Consider the following 3,794-nt stretch of genomic DNA (forward strand, 5'->3'; position numbering starts at 1 on the left):
AGTGGATTTCTCCACTTCAAAAAAAAGTCTAACATTCAGGGGTCACTACACTTCAAAACTTATTGAGTAAAGTGCTTTTTTTTATTTTTTTATTAGAGTTTAAAAGTATAAGGCTCTCTTCACGTTAATTAAATTATTTCTTCCAAGTAGTTGGGGAAAATAGAATAATGATTGGAAATATCTCCAATCTTCCCGCAATCATAACGAAAGATAATAATACTTTAGTCCAGTTGGATAATCCTGCAAAACTTTCTGCTGGTCCAACAGTCCCTAAGCCAGGGCCAATATTATTAAAAGTCGCAGCAACCGCACTAAAAGCTGATTCAAAATCAGTAAAGTCAAAGCTGACAATTAACACTAGGCCAATAAAAACAACAAGATACACCAACAGGTAACTGGAAATTCCACGAAGGATATCACGGTCAACTATTTTATTTTCATACTTTACTGCAACAACCCGATTCGGCTGACGCATTCTTTTAAATTCTGCCAGAGCTGACTTTAACATCAAAATAACTCTTGAAATTTTCAATCCCCCTGCTGTTGAACCAGCACAGGCTCCAAAGAACATTAATAACAATAACACCGTTCTCGAGAAGAGAGGCCATTGTCCAAAGTTTGCTGTTGAAAAACCAGTTGTCGTGATTATCGAAGAAACTGTAAAGAATACATCTCGAACCATCCTGCCAATCGAATCGTAAGTTCTAAAGAGATTTAAACAGATCAATAGTACAGCTGATCCAATGATCATAAAATACCAACGCAGCTCTTCACTCTTAAGTGCATCTTTGACGTGACCAATCAAAATCAAATAATACAAATTAAAGTTAATTCCAAATAAGACCATTCCCACACTTAAGACCGTATCTATATAGGCACTATCGTAAGATAAGAGACTACCATTTCGTATACCAAATCCACCTGTTCCAGCTGTTCCAAATGCATGTAACAAAGCATCAAAAAGATTCATACCGCCAAACAACAACAATACAACCATAACGGCGGTCATCGAAAGGTAAATAAGATACAAAATTCTCGCAGAAGTAGAGAGTTTAGCCACGATCTTTCCAAAAACAGGACCTGGCACTTCTGCTTTCATAATATGAACTGACTCAGAACCCAATTGCGGCATCACAGCAAGCGCAAATACAAGGACACCCATTCCACCTACTAAATGAGTAAAACTACGCCAAAATAACATCGAATGAGAAAGCAATTCAACATTGATCAAGATGCTTGAACCGGTAGTTGTAAAACCGCTGCTTGTCTCGAAAAAAGCATCGATGATTGAAGGGATATCGCCACTTATCACAAAAGGCAATGCTCCAAAAAAAGATAATAAAATCCATGTTAAAGAAACAATTACAAAGCCTTCTTTAGCATATATCTTTTTTTGAGATATTTTCCCTCTACATAATACATATCCAAGAATCAGTAACAAGAGAATCACAACTAAAAAACTCAACTGGTAGACACTATCTTCTTTGTAAATAAAGCTGACTATCAGAGGAAAAACCATTAAAACTGCTTCTATTCTAAGTATTTTGCCGATTATAAACCTTACCATAGCATTATTCATTTCTTTTAGCCTTCTTTTGTTCCCAAATGTCATCAATGTCATTGAATGTCCGGTTTGTACTTACTACAATAACATGATCATTCGGCTTGATCATATCTTGCCCATCTGGAAAGAGAACTTTTTTCCCTCTAATAATATAAGCAATCAATAAATTGCTCTTAGTATTGAGATCATTTAAAGGGATATTGATAATTCGACTGCTTTCTTTGACTTTAAATTGAAGTACTTCTACTTGGTCATCTGCCAAACGATAAAGCGCTTCTACATTTGAAGCCTGAGAATTTTCGAGCGAACGAACAAAACGAATAATATTGTTGGCGATAATTCTCTTTGGAGTGACGATTGATTGCAGTCCCACGCTGCCTAGAATTTTCATTAAAGATATTCGGTTAATTTTTGTGATGATTTTTTTCATATCTTTTTTTGCCGCATACATAGAATTGATGACATTTTCTTCATCAACTCCTGTCAGGCTGATTACAGAATCATACATTTCCATATGTTCTTCATCTAAAAAACTTTGATCGGTTCCGTCTCCGTTAATGACCACTACTTCAGGAAAATGACTGCTTAATTCAAAAGCTTTGGCCTCATCTTGTTCAATAACTTTAATATCCAACTTTAACGGACTCAACATTTTCAAAAGATAATAGGTTATTCTTCCACCACCGACGATCATCACAGATTTGATTTTCTCTTTATATGAACCAGCAAATTTATAAAATTTATTCAATTGTTTTTGGCCGCCAGTAACATATACACGATCGCCTTTTTCTAAAATCGTATCCCCAGATGGAATAAAAGCAGTCTCGTCTCTTAAAACAATCATTACCATAATATCTTTATACTCATCTTTAAAGTCAACCAGATTCATTTTATTTAATGGACTCTTTTCTGTAACTTCCATCTCCACCATATTTACACGTCCATTAACGAATGCTTCGACACTCAATGCAGAAGGAAACTTTATTAAATTAGCCATGTCTTTTGCCGCTTCTAGCTCTGGATTGATCATCATCGTTATTCCCAAACTTTCTCTCACAAAATCCATATGCGACGAATACTCTTGATTTCGTACTCTTAAGATAGTATTTTTTGCTCCTAATTTTTTAGCAATGATTGACGAGATCATATTGATTTCATCCATTTCTGTAACGGCAATAAAGATATCACATTCTGCTACATTTGCTTCTATTTGAATATCATAATTTGCTCCATTTCCCACGATTCCAATAATATCTGTTTTATTAGTGATTCTTTCTAAAATTTTACTATTTTTTTCAATCAAAACAATATCATTGCCTTCGGTTGAAAGTGAAGTGCAAAGGAATTCCCCAACTTTCCCTCCACCTACAATAACAATTTTCATATTTTTTTGTATCCTCCATCTTACACTATATTTTAATTATTTTCAGAAAAATAAAAAGATAAAAGAACCTATTTTTATTTACGAAAAATTAAAAATTCACATCATTACTTTTTTACCTATGCGCTATGTTATCACTCTCTAGATGAAGAATCTAGTCTAATCTTCTATTTTAGAAATTTTATTAGTTAAATAGAGAATTCTTCCGCTGAATAACAAAAAAAATAATAGGTTCTCTTGTTAAGTAACTACAAAAAAATTCTTGTGTTCTTTATTACTCCGTGCTAATCTTGATGTACCAATTACATCGGCGATGGTGTTCGCCTTTAACCATCACAATCAGTGTGATTAATGACGCCTGCTTAAATAAGCATACTTTGATATGTTTATTTAAGCAGGCTCTTTTTGTATTGCTTTTTGTTAGGTTCAAAAACTGAACAAAGTAAAAAAAATAATAGAAAGTAGTGAATCAAGTATGCAAAAAATAGTTTTAATCAAAAATAATGTAACAGCAATTGCTTTATATAGTATAAAATGGATCTTGATAACTGGAGTACTTAGCCTCCTGATTGGATCTGTGACGGCTTTTTTTCTCACTAGCTTAACTTGGGTCTCAAAACAGCAATCAGCTTATAGCTGGCTCTTTTATTTGCTACCTTTTGGTGGGGCTCTCATTTCATTCTTTTATAAAAGAATGGGTAAAAATGCTATTCAAGGAAATAATTTAGTTATTGAACAAGCTAACGGTGCAGATGAACACATTCCACTTCGCTTAGTCCCATTAACTTTATTTGGGACATTAACGACACATCTACTTGGCGGATCTGCTGGGCGAGAAGGAACCGCGGT

General features: G+C 34.2%; 3 protein-coding genes and 1 riboswitch. Of the genes, 1 reads left to right on the forward strand and 2 read right to left on the reverse strand.

Going from position 1 to position 3,794, the window contains the following annotated elements; translation table 11 throughout:
* Positions 1-133: 133 nt before the first annotated feature.
* Together RT405_RS11890 and trkA are read right to left on the reverse strand one after the other, a co-directional pair.
* A complete protein-coding gene (locus RT405_RS11890; protein ID WP_313469935.1) occupies positions 134-1,579 on the reverse strand; it encodes a TrkH family potassium uptake protein in 1,446 nt (481 codons plus the stop codon).
* The gene (trkA, locus tag RT405_RS11895; RefSeq protein ID WP_313469937.1) at positions 1,572-2,948 is read right to left on the reverse strand and encodes a Trk system potassium transporter TrkA; all 1,377 of its coding nucleotides are present in this window, start codon (positions 2,946-2,948) and stop codon (positions 1,572-1,574) included. The genes RT405_RS11890 and trkA overlap by 8 nt, the downstream gene beginning before the upstream one ends.
* 297 nt (positions 2,949-3,245) lie before the next feature.
* Positions 3,246-3,313, forward strand: a riboswitch (Fluoride riboswitch).
* Positions 3,314-3,420: 107 nt separating this feature from the next.
* On the opposite strand from trkA, the gene RT405_RS11900 reads away from it, so the two are divergent.
* Positions 3,421-3,794: chloride channel protein (locus RT405_RS11900; protein WP_313469939.1), on the forward strand; the 374-nt coding region annotated here is incomplete at its 3' end.

Origin of the sequence: Carnobacterium sp. (assembly GCF_032094055.1) — a bacterium.
In the GTDB taxonomy this organism is placed as follows: domain Bacteria; phylum Bacillota; class Bacilli; order Lactobacillales; family Carnobacteriaceae; genus Carnobacterium_A.

Bases quoted from the DNA above. Each gene is read 5' to 3' on its own strand.
- RT405_RS11890 (WP_313469935.1), bottom strand. From the start codon at position 1,579: ATGAATAATGCTATGGTAAGGTTTATAATCGGCAAAATACTTAGAATA.
- trkA (WP_313469937.1), bottom strand. From the start codon at position 2,948: ATGAAAATTGTTATTGTAGGTGGAGGGAAAGTTGGGGAATTCCTTTGC.